17 protein-coding genes are annotated in these 20,216 nt (G+C 35.8%); 6 read left to right on the top strand and 11 right to left on the bottom strand.

The window, feature by feature from the left end; translation table 11 throughout:
* Window positions 1-129: 129 nt before the first annotated feature.
* Together NQ163_RS12065 and NQ163_RS12060 are read right to left on the bottom strand one after the other, a co-directional pair.
* Window positions 130-993 carry a glycerophosphodiester phosphodiesterase gene (locus NQ163_RS12065; RefSeq protein WP_268190571.1) on the bottom strand — a complete coding sequence of 288 codons (864 nt, stop codon included), beginning with the start codon at window positions 991-993 and terminating at the stop codon, window positions 130-132.
* A gap of 13 nt (window positions 994-1,006) precedes the next feature.
* Window positions 1,007-4,930, bottom strand: coding sequence for an NACHT domain-containing protein (locus NQ163_RS12060; RefSeq protein ID WP_268190570.1), 3,924 nt, complete (start codon window positions 4,928-4,930; stop codon window positions 1,007-1,009).
* 729 nt (window positions 4,931-5,659) lie between these two features.
* Here NQ163_RS12060 and NQ163_RS12055 point away from each other — a divergent pair.
* Entirely contained in the window at window positions 5,660-6,049 is a 390-nt protein-coding gene (locus tag NQ163_RS12055; protein ID WP_268190569.1) for a hypothetical protein, read from the top strand.
* A 97-nt stretch (window positions 6,050-6,146) separates the two neighbouring features.
* Window positions 6,147-7,976, top strand: coding sequence for a tetratricopeptide repeat-containing sensor histidine kinase (locus tag NQ163_RS12050; protein WP_268190568.1), 1,830 nt, complete (start codon window positions 6,147-6,149; stop codon window positions 7,974-7,976).
* A gap of 157 nt (window positions 7,977-8,133) precedes the next feature.
* On the opposite strand, the gene NQ163_RS12045 is transcribed toward NQ163_RS12050, so the two are convergent.
* Window positions 8,134-8,802 (bottom strand): response regulator, encoded by a 669-nt coding sequence (locus tag NQ163_RS12045; RefSeq protein WP_268190567.1) that lies wholly within the window; start codon window positions 8,800-8,802, stop codon window positions 8,134-8,136.
* A 250-nt stretch (window positions 8,803-9,052) separates the two neighbouring features.
* Here NQ163_RS12045 and NQ163_RS12040 point away from each other — a divergent pair, with 250 nt between their 5' ends.
* Window positions 9,053-9,793 (top strand): LytR/AlgR family response regulator transcription factor, encoded by a 741-nt coding sequence (locus NQ163_RS12040; protein WP_268190566.1) that lies wholly within the window; start codon window positions 9,053-9,055, stop codon window positions 9,791-9,793.
* Between the two features lie 236 nt (window positions 9,794-10,029).
* On the opposite strand, the gene NQ163_RS12035 is transcribed toward NQ163_RS12040, so the two are convergent.
* The 4 genes from NQ163_RS12035 to prmC all read right to left on the bottom strand — a co-directional run bounded on the left by NQ163_RS12035 (window position 10,030) and on the right by prmC (window position 13,531).
* Complete coding sequence (locus NQ163_RS12035; protein WP_268190565.1) at window positions 10,030-10,626, bottom strand: hypothetical protein; 597 nt, start codon at window positions 10,624-10,626, stop codon at window positions 10,030-10,032.
* Between the two features lie 55 nt (window positions 10,627-10,681).
* The gene (locus NQ163_RS12030; RefSeq protein WP_268190564.1) at window positions 10,682-12,091 is read right to left on the bottom strand and encodes an LPP20 family lipoprotein; all 1,410 of its coding nucleotides are present in this window, start codon (window positions 12,089-12,091) and stop codon (window positions 10,682-10,684) included.
* Window positions 12,092-12,178: 87 nt separating this feature from the next.
* Window positions 12,179-12,667 (bottom strand): regulatory protein RecX, encoded by a 489-nt coding sequence (locus NQ163_RS12025; RefSeq protein ID WP_268190563.1) that lies wholly within the window; start codon window positions 12,665-12,667, stop codon window positions 12,179-12,181.
* 6 nt (window positions 12,668-12,673) lie between these two features.
* Window positions 12,674-13,531: a peptide chain release factor N(5)-glutamine methyltransferase gene (gene prmC / locus NQ163_RS12020; RefSeq protein ID WP_268190562.1), complete on the bottom strand. Its 858-nt coding sequence runs from the start codon at window positions 13,529-13,531 to the stop codon at window positions 12,674-12,676.
* Between the two features lie 139 nt (window positions 13,532-13,670).
* Here prmC and cls point away from each other — a divergent pair, with 139 nt between their 5' ends.
* Window positions 13,671-15,143 carry a cardiolipin synthase gene (cls, locus tag NQ163_RS12015; protein ID WP_268190561.1) on the top strand — a complete coding sequence of 491 codons (1,473 nt, stop codon included), beginning with the start codon at window positions 13,671-13,673 and terminating at the stop codon, window positions 15,141-15,143.
* Here cls and NQ163_RS12010 read toward each other — a convergent pair.
* The 4 genes from NQ163_RS12010 to NQ163_RS11995 all read right to left on the bottom strand — a co-directional run bounded on the left by NQ163_RS12010 (window position 15,127) and on the right by NQ163_RS11995 (window position 18,501).
* Window positions 15,127-15,948: a carboxypeptidase-like regulatory domain-containing protein gene (locus NQ163_RS12010; protein ID WP_268190560.1), complete on the bottom strand. Its 822-nt coding sequence runs from the start codon at window positions 15,946-15,948 to the stop codon at window positions 15,127-15,129. The genes cls and NQ163_RS12010 overlap by 17 nt on opposite strands.
* Window positions 15,949-15,955: 7 nt before the next feature.
* Window positions 15,956-16,807 (bottom strand): carboxypeptidase-like regulatory domain-containing protein, encoded by an 852-nt coding sequence (locus NQ163_RS12005; protein ID WP_268190559.1) that lies wholly within the window; start codon window positions 16,805-16,807, stop codon window positions 15,956-15,958.
* A gap of 19 nt (window positions 16,808-16,826) precedes the next feature.
* A complete protein-coding gene (locus tag NQ163_RS12000; RefSeq protein WP_268190558.1) occupies window positions 16,827-17,648 on the bottom strand; it encodes a carboxypeptidase-like regulatory domain-containing protein in 822 nt (273 codons plus the stop codon).
* Window positions 17,649-17,751: 103 nt separating this feature from the next.
* Window positions 17,752-18,501 carry a uracil-DNA glycosylase gene (locus NQ163_RS11995; RefSeq protein ID WP_268190557.1) on the bottom strand — a complete coding sequence of 250 codons (750 nt, stop codon included), beginning with the start codon at window positions 18,499-18,501 and terminating at the stop codon, window positions 17,752-17,754.
* Window positions 18,502-18,681: 180 nt separating this feature from the next.
* Between NQ163_RS11995 and NQ163_RS11990 the strand changes: the two genes are divergently transcribed.
* Both NQ163_RS11990 and NQ163_RS11985 read left to right on the top strand, forming a co-directional pair.
* On the top strand, window positions 18,682-19,500 hold the full coding sequence (locus NQ163_RS11990) for a 2,3,4,5-tetrahydropyridine-2,6-dicarboxylate N-succinyltransferase (RefSeq protein WP_268190556.1): 819 nt from the start codon (window positions 18,682-18,684) through the stop codon (window positions 19,498-19,500).
* 139 nt (window positions 19,501-19,639) lie between these two features.
* Window positions 19,640-20,203, top strand: coding sequence for an L-threonylcarbamoyladenylate synthase (locus NQ163_RS11985; protein ID WP_268190555.1), 564 nt, complete (start codon window positions 19,640-19,642; stop codon window positions 20,201-20,203).
* Window positions 20,204-20,216 lie beyond the last annotated feature (13 nt).

Below are 20,216 nucleotides of genomic sequence, written 5' to 3'. Positions count from 1 at the left end.
GAAATACTGTTGCTTTAAACTGGATAATAGAATCAACCATCATGGAAAAATTGTTAGTAGGAACAATTTACTGGTGCCATTTTGGTTGATTCTTACCAAAATTTGTTTGTAAGATACAGTCTTCTTTATCTAATCTTTACCCTTATTTTCTAGTGTTGCTGGTTCATTGGTAATCACCCCATCCACTCCAATATGTTCCATTCGATTGACAACAGAAGGTGAATCGCAGGTCCATGCATTTACCTTTTTATTGAGTTGATGCAATTTTTGAACAATGCCATCCGACAGAAAAAAGCAATTGATGTTGTAGGATGTAATGTAATCTTTTGGCCTGAAAAGGTGTGGCGTTTTGCCAAAAGCAATGTTCAGCGATGGAATGACAAATACTTCCAGCTTATGAAGTTCAAGCTTTGGTGCCAGTTGATGAACCTTCTCTAAAACATCCTCGTGAAAGCTTTGAACAATGCACCAGTTTTCTGCTTTGTATTGCCTTATGCAATCGACAACTTTTTTTTCGATTCCCGGGTAGTAGGAGCTTTTATTTTTGATTTCGATGATCAATTTGGATTGCCCATTTACACAATTTAAAACCTCGTGTAGCAATGGCACTTTTTCACCATTAAAGTCTGAAGAATACCACTTGCCTGCATCCAGACTTTGAATGTATTGCCAATCCAGGTTTTTAATTCTTCCCTTGCCATTGGTGGTGCGATTTACCTTATTGTCATGCATTACGCATATCTTCCCATCTTTACTGAGGTGAACATCGATTTCTATCATATCTGCACGATCGTTTAGCGCGTGCTTCACCGCAGCCAGTGTGTTTTCTGGCGAATTGGCCGAAGCTCCCCGGTGTGCAATAACAGATAGGGAGGAATGAGTCATAGTCTTCGAAAAAGTAGTGAGTTTGATGTAGTGAAACCCTCCATACAAAATTGGGATGCATAGAATCAGAAGGAGGATCTTCTTGTATTTTCTTTTTTTAGTTGTCATGATTGTTCTGTATTTAAAATTCGATGCCAAAAAGTTTGTCAAACACGTGGGTTGATAGCTTCTTGAACCATCCTTTGTAATTTTCTACCTCGGTTCCATATTGCATAATTTGCTTGAATGAGGCGCTAATTTTCGGATCATTTTGCAAAGACCAAATGATAAAATTACCAAACTTATGGGTTAGCAAATCGCCAATGTTCTCATAGGATTGATTGTAGTTGATCAGCTCTTCACGGAATTTGTCGATATCCGGGAAGGAAGAATTTCTCAAATTGTTGTAGATGAAGAAATCTACTTCTTTGTGGTGGTAGCTTTTAATGGTACCCAGCGTTTTGCACAAGAAAGTTCTGATATCGTCCTGGTAATTGGTCCGATCCACTTGTATGGCATCCAAATCTCTAATTGTGGATTCGTGCTGTATTTTATTCATCGTGTATTCGAACAATTGAAGCGCGCTTTTGTGGTAACCAAAATCGGTCACCAAAACCGCAATATTCTCGATGCAGCAGTACAGCAATTCCTTGTCCATTTTCTGCATGGCTTCATCAATCAGCTGGTAGAAAATCGGCATCGGATACTCATCTTCATCACATTTATTCCCATCGCCATATTGTACACAATAGGCTGCACCATACCAATTGAGCGTATACTGCTTGTATGGCTTGTTGTTGTTGGCTTCGTAATTGTTGTGAGCGAAATACACGCCTTTGCATCTGGCAGTCCAATTGTAGGTGAGTGTGGAAAACAATCGCATGGCTTCCTCATCGGGATTTTCGATTGCAATAAGATATCGGAACAATACGTATAAGGTAGACATCTGCATGTAATCCACACACGAATGTGCAACATCGGCCTCGTTTACCTGCTGCACGATGTACTCTATGCGATTCCAATCCTGAAAGGCCTGCATAATCAGGACTCTTTCCAGCATAAAAAAGCTGTAAGCATCTCCCGAATACATGGCTTTCATTACCAAAGGGTGCAGATCGGTAAAATCATCCTTGTCGTTGGTCAGGTAATCCAGCAGTTGATTGTAGCCTTGCTGCGACCATTCTCCATTCTTGCTGCCAACAGGTATTTTATCCCAGAAATGCTGGTATTCAATCCCATTGTTCACATATTCCGACTGAACAGTTGCCAGTTTTCGCAAGGTAAACTTCTTCAAAACCGGGAATACAATACTAAATTCAGTTAGGATTTTGATCCACTGCTTGATAATCTTAAAGGTGAAATCATAATCTTTGCTAAGATCTATCTTCTTTTTGCTCGAAAGATCTTCCACAATTAAAAGAGTACTGATTCGAATGGCAGGTTCGAACACATGTTTCTTCAATGAATCGTTCCAAAAGTTAAAGATGACATTCGATTTGGTCATTTTACCTGCAAGATGATCCAGAATTTCGAATCCCATGTTTTTATCCAGCTTGGTGATGTAATAAACATACAAACTCACAATATCTCTAACCCGAGAAACCGGGTTGGCCATGGCATGCAGCAAAGATGAAACCGGATGTTTGTCTTTGGGATACAATTGATTTTGGTAGATATCCGATTTAAAGATTTCATAAATGGCGTAAATCGCAATCTTTTTCACCTGTATGGTGGGCGATAAATCGTTCAATATCTGGTTTCGCTCTTGCAAGCGTTGTTCATATTTTGTGGATTGGCTGTTGGTTTTTTTTTTGCTGTAGTCTTCCAACAATTTCTCCAATTTGTCAAGGCGCTTTCCTTTTTCGTTGGAATCATTGCTATTGTGCGATAACATTTGTTCCAGCAAGCTCCATAGTTGATGGTAATCTTCCTGCAAAATCACCGAAAGGGCATCTATTACCAATTGCTGAACTTCGTAGTTGTTATCGTAAGCCAGGCTTAATATGGTTTTAGGATCGTTGTTTTTGTCCAAATAATCCTGAAGCAGGGCAGAGCGCAAGGCGTTGCGAACTACCGCATAATTTTTACCTGTATGCAGAGCTGTTTTATACGATTCGGGAGGAATGGGCAATGCCGGATGAACCAATTTTATATTTTCTTGTTCCTTAAAAATGCGGGCAAACAAATATTCCTGGTAACGTTCGTAAACAAATCGAATTTCATTGATACTATTTTTCTCCTCAATTTTCAGAATTCCCTTTTCAATCAAGGCTTCAAAAGGAAGACTGAACTCAAAATCATCATTGTAAAAAATACTTTTGCTTAACTTGTGCAAAGGATAATCTTCATCGTCATATGCCGAAATCAATTGTTCAACATGAATTGAATCACCATCTGATTTCCAAAGGTATTTGGCAATTTTATTAAGCAGTACATATTCGCGTTTGTTTTTACCGGTTGGCGTAATTCCTTTCTCCTTTAACAGATTTTCAAATAGATGATTAGAATGAAACAAACGAATGTCTTTTGGCAATGCTTGCTTTTGAAAAACCAGTGACGACATTTTTAGGATCAGCGGATCGGTTAAACGATTCCTGATCAAATTGAAATCGGAATGAAACAGTTCCTCACTGCTGGTTTTGAGTTGATATTTTTGTTGATATTTTTGGTAAGTACACTTTAATTCCGATTCGCTCAAGTGCTGAATGGTGGTGTGCTCCTCTTTTCTTTGATTGGAATAGTACAAATCATGTTTAATGCTCGATGCTTCCAGTTCAATCAGTTCTTTCCAGGTATAGGAACGACAACTGATTATAATCTTCAGGTCGGGTAAATTGTGTTTGATGAAATACTTGTCGATTACGGTCAACAACTCAATGGGACCTTTCTGGTTTTTCAGCGAAGTTTTATCGAAATAATCCACACACTCGTTAATCGCATCGAAAAAGAGGTAGATTTTCTTTCCTTGTTGCTGAGCCAGAATTTGCAAATTGGTCAATAGCGTTTCCAGTTTGAGTTCGCCAAATGCAGTTTGAAAATACTCTTCCACTCCAATGTTTGAGAAAATTTTACTATTGATGCAGATTACACATTCGTCCTTCTTTAGCAATTCTGAAGCCCAGTGGCAAATCTGATTGGTTTTTCCACTTCCCGCATTACCCAATAGAACAAATGCATTCGATGTTGATTCGATAAACTGGTCAAATGAATTGCTAACCAGACTGCGATCGGTGAAAACTTCGGCATCATACTTTTCTTTCGACATTTCTGCCAAAAAACCGTAGGTCTGATTTTTCGATTCCTCCAGGTAGTCATCCCACCTCTTTTTGCTTTGCAAAAGCGATATGCTTTCCTTTTTTCTCTCTTCGATAATGGCGTATTCCTTTTGCAAATCCAACATCAAAAGCCCTACTGCAAAATTGATGGTGTAATCGCGAAACTCGGTGGTACAATTTCCGGTTATTAAACTTTTGGCTTGCTTAAAATCATCGGCATCCAAATCAAAACTTTTCAGGATTTCCCTGTCCGATAAATTTTTAATTTCCGTTAAAAACTGATCCGTAATCATCCGGCATCCTTTCAACGTGTTTATGGCATCAAGCAGTATTTTTTCTTGTATAAACTCGTGAAGCTCCTTTTGTAAGCGCAGTAAGTCATCTTGTTTTCCTTTTTCTTTCCAAGCATTTGTATTTTCATCGATAATGCTTTTTAGCTCTTGGCTTTGAGCGATCAGAAACTGATGCTTTTGCTCATTAGTATTCAGGCTTGTATAATCACTTAATATGCTCAGGCAATCTTTGGCACAGAATGTTGTTTGTGTGTTTTCACTTGCAATTACTTCGTCCATCTGTCTTTGCCAATTGATCATGGAATCGTTCCAAATGGCTTGGATATATTGTAAGAGTGTTTGGTTTACATGATTCTTTATTTTGGAAGCCGTTTTTAACTTCTCCTTGAATTTGTGGTTCAGAAATTCTTTACGGATTAAGGTTCTGATTTCGCATCCGTTTGCTTTTACCTCGGCCTCGGCAAAGTATCGAATGGTAGGGGTTTCTGTTACAAGCATATCCTTGGTTTTTCTGTCGATTGTAAAAAATAATGGTTCTATATGAAATTTAGTGGGTAACTAAAGCAATCTTTATTTGACGAAAAATTATTCCACGATTCGTTATTTTAACTTTACATAGCTCAAGCCGCATGGCTTTTCCTTTCTCCATTGATGAGAAAGGAAACAAAGAATCTAGGGCGTGTAAGCTCAAACTATTTATACTTGAAAACTTTAAGTGCGACGGCGTGATCTTCGAACAAGTTCTCAGCTTCCCCGTCTTTCTACAAATTTTTCTGCGTCTAATTAGCTCGACCTTCCAATGCCCACCTGGGTCACTGAAACAAAATAACGGTCAAAACAATAATTCCAAAGAATGACCCACTATAAATCATACAGAGCCAAAATAATTGAAGCAATACGGCTCAATTTATCTTACTATCTTTTTTTGGAAATGGAAGTTTCCAATCATTTCCAAAATTAAGATTTGGGTTCTGCCTAGTTTTGTTCATAGAAATTTCAACCGAATGTTTATTTCGTTCGAACTTGGTTAGCTACCAAAGATAATAAACATTCTCAAAGAGTGAACATAAGCAATTCGAAAATTGCTATGAAAGGACGATTTCTCGTTTTGCAACCTGTTCACTCATCCTTTCAAACCCATTTTACCAGGACATTTTCTGGTTTTAAAATTAAACGCTCACCATATCGTAATGGGCGAGCCATGTCAAAAATTTAAAACGAAACAAGATGAAAACTAATACATTTTTTTATACGCTTTTAATCGCTTTATTCTCTATTTCTTTCACTGCTTGTTCTGATGATGATTCCTATGTGCCGGAAGAACAACAATCTTCTGTTTCAATTCGATTAACATTTGTAGAATCTTTAACTAAAACAGTGGATGAAGGGGATGAAGAAGATCAAATTATTGAAGTGAAAGGAGTTGTGGTTGATAGTGTTGGAAGATCAGTTCAAGCAGATGTGGAGTTATATACTATTGATATGACATTTGTGGATAGTAGTATAACAGATACAGAAGGAAACTTCTCTTTTCTAATTGATTCTCAAAAAAATTACAAGATCCATGTTTTAAAAGATGAACAGTTAATAGGAGTAGAAGAAATAAAGAATATTTAATATGAACTTCTTTTATTCAATTAATAAAATCTTTGTTAATTTAGGTTGCCCCTTGAGGGGTAACCTTTTAATAATTTAACGAAGCTCTATAATGCTCATGAAATTCAGTATAGGTGTAATTCTTATCACTCAAATTTTATTTAATGCAGTAAATACGGTTTTCGCATTTGAGTTGAATACTTCTATTTCAAAAAATAAAGTTGAATTAAAAGAACTGATTAGTCTGTGTGGTCAAAAATACAAGGCTAATGAGATGGATAGTGCATTATTCTATATCAATGCAGCATTAGACAAAGCACAACATGTTCAAGATTCCCATTTGTTTCTGGTTTGTTACAATTATAAGGGTGTCATTTTAAAGGAGCAGAGCAAATACGATCTTTGTTTACAAGCTTATAATGATGCCTTAAGGTATTTACCAAAGGAAGAATATAACATTAATCGACTAAAATTGTTACTCAATATTGCAATTGTTCATAGAAAACAAGGTCAATTTTCAAAGGCCCTATTAGTATTAGATAATACACTTAAAAATTCTGAATCTTACCCAAAAAGTAAAACATTAGCTTCTTGTTTTGATGAGTTTGGTATGATATTAAAAAATGAAAAATCTGAAAGAGCTTTGCTATTTTTGAATAAAGCACTTGAAATGCGAAAAGAGCTAGGCAATAAAAGGAGTATTGCTAAATCATACACCAACTTAGGTAGCTTTTATAATATGAGGAAAAATTATTCCAAAGCTCTTTTTTATTATAAAAAATCTTTAGAATTAAATGAAGAATTAAAATACCGGAAGTCTATCTCAGTAGTATGTACAAATATTGGAAATTTGTATTTGAAAATTGAAAAAATAGACTCTGCACAAATATACTACAATCGATCTCTAGATATAAAAGAAGTAATTGGAGATAGAAATGGGGAGGCTGTTGTTTGTACTTCAATGGGAGAGTTATATGCAATGAACAAGGAGTACAAAAAAGCAGAGAATTATCTTATGCGAGCAAATAGGATTGCTGAAGAAATTGAAGTTCTATATTTGCAACAAGAAATTAATCTTCAGCTTAAAAACCTCTACGCCGCTCAAAGTAAAGGAAAAGAAGCCTTGGCTTATTACGACAAGTACATTAGCATTAAGGATAGCATTTTCAATACCGAAAACATGCAGCACATGCAGGAGATGGAAACCCGTTACCAAACCCGAGAGAAGGAGCAAAAAATAGAGGTTTTGAATATAGAGAAGGAAGCCAAAGAAAAGGAAAGTTTCTACATGAAAATTGTACTTGGGGTGTTTCTGTTTTCACTTTTGCCTATTGGTTTCTTTGTAAAGCAGCGCCAGAAGACGAGAATTTTAAAGGAAAGGGTTGCAGCCTCGAACAGGGAATGTACAAAACTAGGCATGGAATTGCACGATTCTATCTCTGGCAGCCTTACTTATTTGTACCGAAGCATGGAAAAGGAAAGTGTGGAGGATAGTTTTGTAGATCAGTTGCGCCAAGTAAGCGATGAGGTGAGAGGCATTTCTCACCAACTGAATATGACCGCCATTGCCAACCAGGAATTCCGCGATGCCTTGTCGGATTCCTTGCAATTGGATCATTTCCCCGACGATATCGATCTGAAAATATATGTTCCCGATGGCTTCGAAATAGATGATTACGAGAAAAAAATCAACTTGATTCGTATTGTTCAGGAATTAAAAACCAACAGTTTAAAACACGGCAATGCATCTTCTATTGTAATCAGTTTTTCGCGATTGCAAAACAAAGTAGGATTGGAGTACACCGATAATGGCATTGGCTTCGATATGAAAGAGGCCAAAAAAGGAAATGGACTAATCAATATTAATGAACGGGTAGAGCTGCTCTCAGGAAAACTGGATTGGCAAACTTCTCCTGGCAATGGAGTTTCTTTTCATTTGACGGTGTAGTTTGAAATGTTCTCTTTGTCCACAAATGCACACGAATTGGCACAAATTTTCAGTTGAATGAACGTCATTTACAATTAGGGGCGTTAGTCCTACGATCTTCATAGCAATTTTAAGGATGATGTGGAATGAAGGGGCGCTAGCCCTGTCATCTGAAAGTTTAATAGTTCTCTTTCACTCTATCGTAAAAATGCTTTAGGCCTTCTTTACTTTTTATATCCAACTTGCGATAGATATTGCTAAGGTGTTTTTTTAAGGTGTTGAGTGTAATTCCTAGTTTACTTGCCAATTGTTCGTTACTATCCTTACTGTTTTCAGATGTAGTTTTAGTTACCTTTAATTCTGTTTTTGTAAGCGAGTCTTCTTTTTCCTTATCAGATATATAAAATCTTTTATTTTCTACAACAACTTTTCGTTTGTGTTCCAGGTAGGATGGAGATTCATAGAAAGTATCTGAATCTTGATTCATAACGGCATCAATGGTTGATACAATATCCTTTATTTTAGCATCTTTATTTAAGTAGGAGTTGAACTTGGCTTTGAGCAGATCTTTTAGAATTACATTTAATTTGTAATTCGTGTAAGCAATGCATTTTATATTTTTTCTTTTTCGTTTGAGCTCTGCTACAAATGAAATGATATCTTCATTTTTTCGGTCTGTATATTCATAATCAACCATCATTAAATGGATTTCATGATTTTGAATATAGGCTGTGGCTTTCGATGGGTAAGTAAAGCTTTCGATATGAGCTTCAGGATACATTTCGGCCAATAGATCGGCACTTGCCTTCTTTAATAAATGATGATCTTCGATTACAACAATGTTCATATCACAAGTTATATGCTAATGAGATAATTATCGAAAATATAAATTATTTTCTCTGAAAAGGTCATTTGCATACCTATTTTTATGAAAAAGCAGAACTTGTACTTTAATCATTTAAATTGGGTGTTGGATATCTAAAAATCGGGCTAGGATCATTTCATAAGTACAAAACCTACTACTTCGGGTTATTTTTTTTGCTTAAACAAATGCGGAATTTTGTTTTAATAGAAAATCAAACTAAAAAGTCCCAACCATGAATGCTTATTTAATCGTAGATCACTGCAAAAAGGAAATTGCAGATTTAAAATCGAAACTAAGTAAAATAGAACCGGAGTGTAAGGTTTATCATTCTACTACTGTTGAAGATGCTTTATTGCTTTACGTATTGCACAAACCTCAATTGGTTTTTTTAGAGGTAAATCTGAAAGACGAAAATGGTTTTGAGTTAATTCATGGTTTGTTGGAATTGGGAGAGCACCCAAACTTTGCCATTACAACAAAAAACGAAAGCTTTGCCATTAAAGCAATCCGATCTTCGGCAGTTGATTATTTGCTAAAGCCAATTGCCATTGAAGATTTGCAATTCTGTTTGAATCGTGTTCAGACCATGGAATACGAAGAGATGGAGAAACAGCGAATGACCGAATTGTTTCTGAAATTGAAATTTCAGAAAAGAGTCACCATAAAAAATAGGGTGGGCTTCGAGGTAATAAAACCAGAGGAAATTCTGTTTTGTAAGGCTGATAGAAATTATACCGATATCAAGTTGGTTGATGGCACAAGCTTAACTACTTCCACAACTTTAGGTAGCGTAGTGCAACAATTAACAAGCAAGGTGTTTTTCAGAATTGGTCGTTCAGCAGTAATTAACCTGGATTACTTAAAATCGGTGAATCGCAAAGACAAGCAATGTTTGCTTTCGTGCAATAGTGAAATTTATAAACTTCCGATGTCTCCTAATCGGGTTCAGGAATTATCGAGGGTATTGAATTGACTAATTCATGCCGATAGGTATTGAATACTCCGAGTTCGACATAAAATCGATTCATTAAATCGCTGACGATCTAAATAATATGGACTCAAAGCTTAAGTTAAAAGCTGTTAGCAGTTAGCTGTTGGCTTTAAAAGGTGAATATCACCATCCTACTACTACAAAAACAGCGCATGAATAATTCCATGCGCTGTTATATTTTGTGCTTAAAGCGATTAAACTTTACACATTAATCATTATTAAAAACCTCTTTGCTGAGCTTGTAGTTTTTGCATTTCTTCTTCGAAAGTTTTCTTAAACTTTTCGTAATCGTAATCAACTTTCAATTTGTCGTCTTTCGATAATTTTTGGTTGATTGCTTCTTCCAAATCTTTAGCACTCATTTCAAGAGCGATGTAAGTTTTGTATTTGTTTTGAGCAGTTCTGGTTTGCTTCTCGCAGATTACCTTAATGTTATTCAATTGTTGGTTGATTACTTCGCGAGTTAAGCCTTCAAAACGTTCTTCAACTTGTTCTACGTTGTTCAATTCAGTTGAATTTACATAGTTGTCGATTGTTCCTTGAACGGTAGATTGAATTAAAGTTGCCAATTCGGCACGAGCATTGGTTCCAGCTTTTTTCTTGGCAACCATTTGATCTAAACTCTCGCCAATTGCAGAAGCTCTAAAATGGTTTTTGTCGCTTTGGTAATCAGGACCAGTACAATAAACTTCGATAAGCTCTTCGCCTTGTGCTTTAGTAGAAACTGCTTTTTCAGCAGATCCACATGAACTTAATCCGGCAGCTAATAAAACTCCTAAACCAAGGAATAATGATTGTAATTTTCTTGTTTTCATCTTTTCTTGTTTTGAGGTAATTAATTACTAATTACCAATTATTCATTACTAATTTTTATAAGTCCAGTTGATTCAATTTTGGAATAATGGTGTTGTGAATTTCTTCAACAGCTTGTTCGTATGCTTCTTTTACCGCATAATCGTAGCTGATTGGTTTCATTCCTTTCACTTCATATATCGCATCATTAAATATTTCCATGCCACTCTTGGCATCTGTTAAGGAGAAGAAACAATCAAGATATACAATGAATACTTTGTAGTTTCTGCCTTCTTTAACTTCACCTTTGGTCACATTGGTATTGATTTTAAGAAAAACTTTGGCCTTCTCCTTATCGTTTGTAAACGAGAAGAAATTTTCCGACAGTTCTTTCTTCATGTTGTTCTTCAGAATCTCACGATTCGAATTCTTCCCAAAAATCTTTTCGCTAAAGTTCAAATAGGCTTTTAAACGCTCAACATTGATAATGATTTTGCTTTTTGGAGCCGATTCTGGCGTAAAGAACAGTTTGTTTAGCTGATAATTTTCCAATTCTTCATCTAGAATGGAACTTAAATCCAGGCCAACTTCGATTTCCTGTAATTTCTTTTTCGAAGTTATTTTTGAAAGTTTCGAAGCCGCATAACCAAATTCATCGGTGCTTACTTTGTTGTTTAAAACACCTTCTCCTTTCGAGAAATCGATAGCCAAAGGAAGCTTAGGAATCAAACTGTTTCCGCTTTCTCCCAACCATTCTGCTTTCACCAAAATTGGTTCTTTATGCGATGTTGAAATCTCGATTTTGATAGCTTTTCTATCAGGAGTTAGTTGCGTTCTCTTAAAAATATTCTGAATGGAGTTGTAGATGTCTGTTCCCAGGTTTACTCTTCCTTTAAAAGTCATTACCGACAAGTCTTCGTCCAAATGTTTCTTAATGGCATCAAGAGCCTTTGCATAGTAATTTAAAGCCTGGAAGATATCTAGTTTTTCTTCGCTGATTTTCCCTTGTTCGAAGAAGTTCTGAGCCAATTTTTTGGCTTTGTTCAGTTTCAATCTCTTTTGTAATTCGTATTGCGATTTCGATAAACGATAGTAAACCCAATATTCATCCCCTCTTTTGTTGTCCCATGTTCCAACTATTTCATATCCTTCCAATTCTTCCATTAGTGAAGTTCTGACTTCTGATTGAAATTCCTCACGAAAGGCAGTTTCATCTTCGAACTGATGAAGAACCGAGTTGGCTGAAATGTTTACTGATATTTCGGAACACAAATCGTGTAAAGCTTGATTTTTGGCTAGTTGTATGTAATTTGTTTTTGAATCGTCTTTCTTAACTACCGAAATTCCCACATAGTAATCAGGAGTAATTGGTCTCTCTTTAACCCACTTTGGAGGTCTTCTCTTTGCCATACTTTGTTGTGCCGAGCAACCAATAAGTAAGAGTATTATCAATGTAAAATTGAGAGTTTTGCGTAAAGTTTTTATCATTTGTATAGGTTTAAAGTAATATTTCGATAGCAAAATTAAAGATAAATATTCTTTAACAATAAGCTTGCCAAAAGTAAATTAAAAGTTCTATTTTATTTCTGAGAGCAAGTCTTCAATAAGGTTCAAAGACAATTGAGATTCAAATCCCCGGCTTTGCGCAAAGCGATACAATTTTGTCTTTAACTGGTACGGATCATCATCTTTAAGGCTTCGCAGTTTCGAGTGCAAAATATCCTGTAGGTTTTCTTTATATTCCTGATGATTAATTTGTTCCAAAGCTTCGTTTATTGTTCTTTCGGGAATTTGTTTGTGCTTTAAATGGTATGATATTTTTATTCTTCCCCATTTGTTGAAACGATATTTATCGCGCACATAAAAGTTCGTAAATCTACTTTCATCAATAAACTTGTCTTCGATTAAGGAGCTTATAATTTTATCCTGATCATCAGCCGAGATGTTCCAATCTTGTAATTTTTTGCGAATATCGCTACAGCATTTTTCTTGCTTGCTGCAAATAAATTGCACTTTCGAAAGAGCTGCGGCGGGGCTTATTTGGGTGGGCTTTTTTTTATACATTGCTTACTATTTTATCGCCGACATCATTCTGTCTTTGCCATTAATGTCTTTTCGAACCTGTATGTCGGAAAATCCTTTTTGCTCCAACAGTTCTGTCATCTCTTTCCCCAAACTTTCGTTGATTTCGAAGTATAGTTTTCCTCCTTTTTTCAGATGCTCTTGTGCCAATTCTGCAATTCTTCGGTAAAAAATTAAAGGATCATGATCGCTCACAAAAAGAGCTGTATGCGGTTCAAAATCCAATACATTTTTCTCCATCTTTTCCTTTTCTGCATTGGTTACATATGGAGGATTGCTTACGATGATATCCAATTGTTCCCACTCATAAGCTTCCCAATTTAGGATGTCTCTTTCATCAAATGTAAGCTGAACTTCGTTTCGTTTTGCGTTTTCTTTTGCAATTTGAATGGCTCCAGGCGAAATATCAACACTGCTTACATTTGCCTTTACAAGATGCTTGGCCAGGCAAATGGGAATGCAGCCACTTCCAGTTCCAATATCCAATATGTCCAGCTTGGCTTCCTTATTTTCATTTATAATGGCATGAACCAACTCCTCAGTTTCCGGTCTGGGAATTAATGTGTGCTGATTTACTTTGAATTTCAGTTCATAAAAATCAGCTTCGCCTAAAATATATTGAATTGGTTTATTCTCTTTTAAATCTGCAATGTATTCTTTGATTTTCTCGAATTGCTCATCCTGAATAGGCTCAGTTTTATTCAGTTGAATTTGAGTTCTTGAGTAATTCAGCAGCTCTTCAAGCAAAATATAGGCAATACTTTCACCTTCTCGCGAACTATAAATGATTTCAAGTTCTTTTTTTATGTAATTTATTGTAGATTGTATGTTGTTTAATTGGCTCATTGAATTTCAATAATAGATTAGGAATTTAGCTATTAGTAAATGGATTTTTATAGATTTCACTCAAAAATGTATCATCTCATATCTAATATTTCAAATCTGTTAAAGCACAAAGATACAAATCTTCTATTCTCTTAGATTTATGTTACTATCAATTAATTGGTCGGATTTTTGGATACAGTTGTTTGCAGCGCTGAGTATTCTTTATGCTCTAACCATTATTACTACCATTATCATTGTTCTGCTTGAGAATAGAAGTCCTTTAAAAACCATATCATGGATTTTGGTTTTGATATTTCTCCCAGTTTTTGGTTTTGTGGTTTACCTGGTTTTCGGGCAAAGTTTCCGCAAGCGAAAAATGTTCAGCATGAAAGGTTTTGGGGATTTAAAATGGTTGCAGGTAATGAGTCAGGATCAGAAACTTCGTTTGGATAAAAGCCGTTTCTTGAAAGATGAGCGCATTCATGAGAAGAAAAACATCATGACCCTGCTTTTGAATAACTCCAAAGCTTTATTGAGTGGTTACAATAAGGTGAATGTTTTGAATGATGGCAAGGAAACTTTCTCAGAGATTTTTAAATCCTTGCGAAAAGCAAAAGATCACATTCATTTGGAATATTACATCATAGAAGATGGTGAGTTGGCTTCGGAATTGCTTGAAATATTGGTAGAAAAGGCAAAAAGTGGAGTAGAGGTACGAGTGATTTACGATGATGTTGGCAGCTGGAAACTGAGCAAACAGTTTGTGGAAACTTTGGAAGAAGCTGGTGTTAAAGTTCAGGCATTTTTACCTGTTCGATTTCCAATCTTAACCAGTAGGGTAAATTATCGCAATCATCGTAAAATTATTGTGATTGATGGAACTACAGCTTTTGTAGGAGGTTTGAATTTTGCTGACCGCTATCTCAATGGAATTCCTGATATTGGAATTTGGCGAGATACGCATTTAAAGGTGACGGGAGAGTCGGCATCGAGTTTGCAAATTGTGTTTTTGATCGATTGGTATTTTGTTCGTCAGGAGGTTTTGATCAATCAGAAATACCTGCCTTATAAAAAAGCCAAAGAGAGATGTCTGTTACAAATAACAGCCTCTGGTGCCGATTCCGACTGGGCAAGTATTATGCAAGCTTACTTTTCGGCAATTACTTCGGCAAAGCGAAATGTTTACATTTCATCTCCTTACTTCATGCCGAACGGTAGCATTTTAATGGCCTTAAAAACATCGGCCATGAGTGGTGTTGATGTTCGAATTTTGATTCCAAATAAATCGGATTCATTCATGACCTATTGGGGAACTTTGTCGTACATCGAAGAATTGCTGGAAGCAGGTGTAAGAATCTATTTTTACAAAGCAGGTTTTAATCACAGCAAAATAATGACTGTGGATGGAATCCTATCAACCGTGGGTACCGCCAATATGGATGTGAGAAGTTTTGAACAGAATTTTGAAGTAAATGCTTTGGTTTACGATGAAAAAATAACCTTGGAATTGCGAGAACGATTTTTAGAAGACTTGCAGCAAAGCGAAGAGGTAATTCTTGAGAAATGGATTCACCGATCGAAGGTGCAAAAAATGCAGGAATCCATTGCTCGTTTGTTTACTCCTCTTTTGTAGAGTATTCTTCGTATAAATCTAGAATTTGTTTCATCACATCATAATCACGAGAATTCTCGGTCACATGAATTTTCTTTCCACAAAACTCCATAAATGAAACCAGTTCATCGCCTTTTAATCCTGTAGCATCCGATACAATTTGGGCATTGTATTTATTACCAATTTTCTTGTTTTTTCCTTCTTCCTTAATTCTTTTAGAAAGTTTCTTTTTAATTTTTTCCTTTTTGCTGAGCTTGTTGTGAAGAAAATCGGTAGGCCTGAAAATGGCATCAACGATACCCATCTTTTTATCTATTTTAGGTCTATATTGAGCAGGTACAGGATCAGGCTTTTTGGTATTGTAAGGAGCCAATTGTTTCCCAATGTCTTTATTAATAGGATTTTTCTCCTTCACTTTGGCTTTTACAAATTCATCTTTAAACTCATCCCAGGTTCCCAATGCGTAGATATCAACTTCTTTAAGCAGATAGGATATATCTTGCAATTTTATTCTAAAAAATGGAGGAAAATCAGGGTTTAGGATAAGAGGAACAGGCCATTCTTTCAATTCATAGCCTAAGGCACTAATCACCAAAGTATCTTTTTCCTGAATCTGCAAATGAAATACTCCGGTACCATCACATATGACACCTTTTCTCGATCGTTTTATGGTTACAGTAGCATTTGGAATTGCTTCGTTGGTTTTCGAAGAGTAGATCAAACCAGATATACTAAGAGTTGAATCTTGCAGAAAAGATTGTGCATTGCTATGAAAAGCATTTGCTGAGAGAAAAAGAATGAGTATGAATTTTAAAAAGATCTTCATTTTAAGATTATGGTCGCAGGTGATTTGGTATTTTGTCTTCCTTTTTAAGTTGTAATAAGCTAGAATTTGCCTTTTCAGGATCAAGTTTATATTCTTTGTAAAGTTCTAAAATTTTTGTCTGTATATCTAATTCACTGTCTTGATAAGTAAAGTTCGATTTTTTGCATATGTATGCATAAACCTGTTCCAATGTATTTCCTGTTTCGCCGGTTAAGTTGGTAACAATTTCCCTGTTAAACTTTTCTTGAAGCATTTGTTGGTGTACAAAGTTTACTTCATTTGAAAATACAGGCTGAGGTTTCTTTTTCTTTTTGAATATTTTACTGCCAAGTCCGATTAAACCAGCAACAACATTAGGTGGAGTTCTTGCCTGTTCCTTTAGTTTAATCTCAAACATTTGTGCTTCGCTTAGTCTAAAGCCTTCTCCTTTCTTTTTCTTTGGAGGTAGTTTTTTCTTCACGAATTCTTCTTTAAAATCTTCATAAGTTCCAAGTGCATATACATTTACTTCCTTTAAAGGAACTGCCTGATTTTTTAAATGAATTTTGAAAAATGGCGGAAAGTTGGGATCTGCAATGGCAGGAACAGGCCATTGTATCATTTCAAAACCCATTGAACTAATTACCAAAGTATCTTTGGGCAGAATTTGCAAATGAAAAACGCCGGAACTGTCGCTAATAACACCTCTTCTTGTTCGCTTAATGGTGATAATGGCATCTTCAATAGGTTCTTTCTCTTTATCTGATAAAATAAAACCGGAGATACTAATCGTTGAATCTTGAGAAAATGCTTGGGCTACACCATTTAGTGTTAGAAGAGTGAAGCAGATTAATATAAGAGATTTAGGGTTTGGTTTCATCATTAGTGGGTTGGGATGCTTAAGGTCTTAGATGATTTTCGATCCTGCCAAGTGTGTCAGTAAAGCTTAGGTTGTTCTGAAAATCTGTATCTTCCTGAAGAAATTTCTTATGCAATTCTTTTACCCTTCTTACAATGTACATGTCGCTACTTTGATAAGAAAAACTGGTTCTGGAATTGATGTATTTCATCAGAATATCCAGACGATTGCCATTTTCTTTTGTGATTTCAGCCACTAAATTTCGATTGAATTTCTCGGCAAAAAGAGTAGCTTGAATTTCCTCTAACTGGGTAGGGACTTTCATGCCTTTAAATTTCTTTTTCCTTTTGCCAAAACCCAAACTAACACCAGCACCTTGTCGTCTCATGGCTCTTCCTGTGTATTCGTCCGTTGTGAAATCTCCAAAGTTTATGGCTAAAGAAGCATCGGGATCCGCAGGTGCTTTTGCTTTTACGAATTGCTCTTTAAAGTCATTCCAGCTACCAAAAGAGTGCACCTGCACTTCTTGTAACATATAGCTTTCTATATCCATAATAATTTCCTGGAATATTTCATTCTCAACACCAGGAGTTTGAACATCTACCAATTGTGCTTTATATCCCATGGCAGTAACTTTCAATTTCTGATCAGGATTCACTCGTATTCTAAAAAATCCCAGGCTATCACAGATAACGCCCCAGTAGGTGTCATCCAAATTTACATGAGCATATGAAATTCCTTCCTTGGTTTCAGAGTTGATTACCTTACCCGAAACCACAAAAGTTTGGTCTTTATGTTCCTGCGAAAACGAATTGCCAATGGTTAAAAGCAGTAGAAAAATGGTATTAATTGTAGTTTTCAAGATTCTTCGATTAAATAATGAATGATAAATATAGCTCACTCATTTATCTTAAAAACCGATTGTTACATTTTTTAACACACTTTAACCGAATTTAAGCGCAACCCTATTTGTTTAGACCTAACCAATCTACCTTATTTTTGGTTTCGGTAAACGGATTTATTTTACCAAACAAAATGTCATTATCTCTTTGGTAGCACATCATTGGGTGCGAGGTTTCTATTTTATTTTCAATTTGAATGTCAGCAACAATTTTTTGAGCATTGTTGCCCCAAAGAAACCAAACAGCCTCTTTGTTCTTATCGGCAATATGACTCAATATTTTTTGAGTAAATTTTGACCAGATTTTGGTATGAGAATTTGGATTCCCAATTTCACAGGTAAACGCTGTATTTAATAGTAGTACATTTTCTTTTTCCCACCAATAACGGAACAATTGGTTTGGAGGTAGCACCTTAAAATCACCTTCCATTGGTAAACGATCTCCCTCATTTAGTTTTTTTAGGATTTCAGAATACTTCAACTCTTCGGCAGTATAAGCCTTGTAAATACTTCTAAGAATATTTTTTAAGGATACATTTCTAAATTTATCGAACCATGAATTCAATCCATTTACTTCAAACGATCGACCAGTAGCCACACCTTCCTGCGGATAAGGATCTTGCCCTAAAATCACCACAGGAATAGCATGTAAATCCATCTCCAAAAATCTTAAAACCAATTCTTTTTTTGGTGTAGCACTTTCTATTTGAATGGATGATTCGATGCTCTTAATCAAATCAATAATTTCATCGGTAAGAAAGGAGTTCCACGATTCGTGAATGTTTAAGCTCGATAGGAAGATTGAATTTTGCATGTTCTGATAATTTGTTTGCCCAAAAGTAATACGGATTCATTTTTAATACAACCATTTCATTTCTATTATCTGTCTGATGAAAAATAAGTCTGCAACTTTTTGACTATTCGACATTTCTACTTTTCTACTTTTTGACTAGTTTTGTGAGCATTAACCAAAATTTTACAAGTAAATAAGAATATGTACGAAAATCTTAAACAAAGCATTGAGTCTGCCTGGGAGGATAGATCTTTATTGAGTTCACCCGAAGTGCAGAAAAATATAGAAGAAGTAATTGAACTTCTTGACAAAGGAAAATTACGCACAGCAGAACCAATTGAAGGTGGTTGGCAGGTAAACGAGTGGGTGAAAAAGGCAGTGATTCTTTATTTCCCAATTCGTAAAATGGAAACCATAGAAGTGGGTCCATTCGAATTCCACGATAAAATGGCATTGAAAACCAACTATGCCGAATTGGGAGTTCGTGTTGTGCCTCATGCTGTTTCTCGTTACGGAGCCTTCCTTGCAAAAGATGTAGTAATGATGCCATCGTATGTAAACATTGGCGCATACGTTGATGAGGGAACTATGGTTGATACCTGGGCCACTGTTGGATCATGTGCTCAAATTGGAAAACATGTTCATTTGAGTGGAGGTGTTGGTATTGGTGGTGTATTGGAACCAATTCAGGCTTCTCCGGTGATTGTGGAAGACAACTGTTTTATTGGTTCTCGTTGTATCGTAGTAGAAGGAGTTCATCTTGAAAAAGAAGTTGTGCTTGGAGCTAATGTAGTGCTTACAAAATCGACTAAAATTATTGATGTAACCGGTGAAGAGCCAGTGGAATATACAGGTTTTGTTCCAGCACGTTCAGTTGTGATTCCAGGAACCAGAACCAAAAAATTCCCAGCAGGAGAATATCAAGTCCCTTGTGCACTTATCATTGGTAAGCGTAAACCATCAACCGACTTGAAAACATCTTTGAATGATGCATTGCGTGAATACAATGTAGCAGTATAAACGAATTAATAATGAACAATGAGTAATTAATAATATTGATTACTCATTGATTCTTGTAGTTAGTGAATTTAATTTGTGAGAATTAGAATATAAAGTCTTCATTCACACATTAACACATTCACACATTAACACATTCACTATGAACAACGACATTAACAAAGCACTAGAGGTTTTAAAATCGGGAGGCGTAATTCTTTATCCTACCGATACCATTTGGGGAATTGGCTGTGATGCTACAAATGCCGATGCAGTAAAAAGGGTTTATGAAATTAAACAGCGTGAGGATTGCAAGGCCATGTTGGTGTTGATGGAAAATCCTAACAGACTGAATTCATATGTTGATGAGGTTCCGGAAATAGCCTGGGATTTGATTGAAGCCAACGATAAACCAATGACATTGATTTATCCGGGAGCAAAGAATCTGGCGCCAAACTTGATCAATTCAGATAGAACCATTGGCATTCGTATCACAAATGAAGAATTTACTCAGAATCTGATTCAAAGATTTAAAAAGCCAATTGTTTCCACTTCAGCTAATATTAGTGGAGATCCATCGCCTGCAAATTTTTCTGAAATCAACGAGGAATTGAAAGAGCTGGTTGATTATGTGGTGGAGTACCGACAAGATGATATTGAAAAAGCAAGTGCTTCAAGCATTATCAAAATTGGAGTAGGAGGTGAAATTCAAATCCTTCGAAAGTAAGAATAAAAAAACC

It is taken from the genome of Marinifilum sp. D737 (assembly GCF_026672275.1).
Classification (GTDB): Bacteria; Bacteroidota; Bacteroidia; order Bacteroidales; family Marinifilaceae; genus Marinifilum.
The sequence above is the reverse complement of the archived record's forward strand: the minus strand, read 5'-3'. Positions and strand labels throughout refer to the sequence as shown.